General features: G+C 67.2%; 2 protein-coding genes and 1 pseudogene. 1 reads left to right on the top strand and 2 read right to left on the bottom strand.

The genetic code is table 11. From position 1 onward, the window contains the following. Positions 1-736, bottom strand: a 736-nt coding sequence (locus ACRDP3_RS05890) for a transposase (RefSeq protein WP_431515748.1), incomplete at its 3' end; no start/stop codon positions are given. A gap of 156 nt (positions 737-892) precedes the next feature. On the opposite strand from ACRDP3_RS05890, the gene ACRDP3_RS05885 reads away from it, so the two are divergent. Continuing rightward, positions 893-1,954, top strand: a complete 1,062-nt coding sequence (locus tag ACRDP3_RS05885) for an IS630 family transposase (protein WP_431515747.1) — start codon at positions 893-895, stop codon at positions 1,952-1,954. Here ACRDP3_RS05885 and ACRDP3_RS05880 read toward each other — a convergent pair. Next, a pseudogene (locus tag ACRDP3_RS05880) lies at positions 1,955-2,167 on the bottom strand (LLM class flavin-dependent oxidoreductase); the annotation flags it as partial.

The following is a 2,167-nucleotide window of genomic DNA, read 5'->3' as shown; positions in this document are numbered from 1 at the left end:
CCAGGGTGAGGACGGCTTTGGTGATTGACGTCATGCGGTTGGGGCTGATCCGCGATCTTCGGAAGATCCGCCAGGACTTCAGTCGCGCCATGCCTCGTTCGACGGGTGCCCGGGATGCTGCCAGTGCCCGGTTGAGCGTCTGCTGTGTTGGGGACAGTTGCCCACCGGGCGGCCGTCTGCGCCCGGTGGTGACCCAGGGGCCGGCGCCTTGGTAGGCGCGGTCGGCAAGGACGGGGACACCTTGGCGTTCGCAGATCCGGATGATCCGGTGAGTGCGGGCCGCCGTCAGGTCGTGGCACCGGCCGGGCAGGGCAGGCGAGATCCACAGCGCGTGCCCGGTCGGATCAGTCACGACCTGCACGTTCACGCCGTGGCGGCGGTGCTTGTGCGAGTAGTCGGCCCGGCCGTCGCCGACCCGGTCGCACTCGGCGAGCGTCCCGTCGAGCAGGACGTACTCCGGTTCGTGCTCGCGCAGGACCCTGAGCAGGCCGGGTGCGCGGGCGGCCAGGAGGTCGATCACCGCAGTGGTGTAGGCGTGGGCGGTGCCGACCGAGATGCCGAAGCCTGCGGCTATCTGGGACAAGGTGTCGTGCTTGCGCAGATACACCAGACCCACAAGCGCACGTTGGTGCGGCGGAAGCTTGCAGCGGCGGTCACCCTCGCGGGTGACGATGAGCATGGTGACCCACTCGACCAGCGCATGGGGCAGGTCAAGTGCGGCAGGATAGGGAACCAACGAGGCACCTGCGCCAATGAGTTGAGACTTCGAACATCTCCCTCAACGGCACGGGTGCCTCGTGCGTTGCGCCCTTGGCGCCGTCACCCCATCGGTGGCCACTCTGAAAAAGCTCATTGATCCGAAACGGTTTGGGTTCTGGGTGGTTGGTGGGGTGTGAGCGATCTGGTGGGGGACGCGCGGCATCTGTCGCCGTCGGCGCAGGAGGCCTTGCGGTTACGGGCGGTGGCTGCGTTGGTGGCGGGTCGGGCCCGGGAGGACGTGGCGGCGGTCTTCGGGGTGTCGCTGAAGGCGGTCGACACGTGGTGGGCGAAGTGGCGGGCCGGCGGCCGGGAGGCGCTGGTCATGCAGCCCCGGGGCAAGTCGGTGGGGGTGCATCAAGTGCTCCGGGAGGTGGAACAGTCCGCGGTACGTCAGGCGGTCCTGGAGCATCGGCCCTGTGACGTGGGGTTGAGTGGGCAACTGTGGACTCGGAGGCTGGTGGGTGAGCTGATCGCGAAGCTGTACCGGGTGCGGCTGACCGAGCCCGGGGTGGGCAAGTATCTGAAGCGGTGGGGGCTGTCCTTCCAGCGACCGGACAAGCGGGCTGTTGAGCAGGACCCGGAGGCCGTTCGGCGCTGGCATGAGGAGACCTGGCCCGAGATCCGCGCGAAGGCGAGGAAGGACGGCGGCGAGGTTCTGTTCGCCGACCAGGTCGGTGTCCGCTCCGACCAGGTCACGGGCCGCACCTGGGGTGAGAAGGGCAAGACACCCGTGGTGCGGCGGAGCGGGAACCGGTTCTCGGTGAACGCGATGTCGGCGATCAGTACCAAGGGCCGCATGCACTTCATGGTCTTCACCGAGAGCTTCACCGCCGAGGTGATGTGCCGTTTCCTCGACCGGCTCGCCGGGCACTTCGACCACAAGGTCCACCTCGTGGTCGACGGGCACTCTGCCCACCGCTCGCGGAAGGTCCGCGACTGGCTCGCCGCTCACCCCGACGATGTCGAGCTGCACTCCCTGCCGCCGTACTCGCCCGAGCTGAACCCCGACGAACTGGTCAACGCCGACCTCAAGCACAGCCCGCCCAAACAGCACCGAGCCCGTAACCAGTCCGAACTCGCCGCCGAGACACGCCGGTTCTTCCACAGACGCCAGCGTCAGCCACACATCGTCCGCGGCTACTTCGGCGGCCCCACCGTCAACTACGTCCTGGACGAGAACCCTTTGAGTTTCTGATCAATAGAGTTCTCGGACGATGGGAAGGGCCTTTTCGGCGATACGGTGCAGGCTCTCCGGATCGCCGGCGTAGACGCCCTCAGGGCGCGGCCAGTGGACGACGAGATGAGTAATTCCGGCCCCGCTGTAAAGCTCTGCCATGCGGAGAAAAGAGTCCGGGCTCTTCAGGAACTCTCCGGCCGCGTCGGTCGCAACGAAGATGCGGTCTATGCC

It is taken from the genome of Streptomyces sp. (genome assembly GCF_050698815.1).
GTDB lineage: Bacteria > Actinomycetota > Actinomycetes > Streptomycetales > Streptomycetaceae > Streptomyces.
The sequence above is the reverse complement of the archived record's forward strand: the minus strand, read 5'-3'. Positions and strand labels throughout refer to the sequence as shown.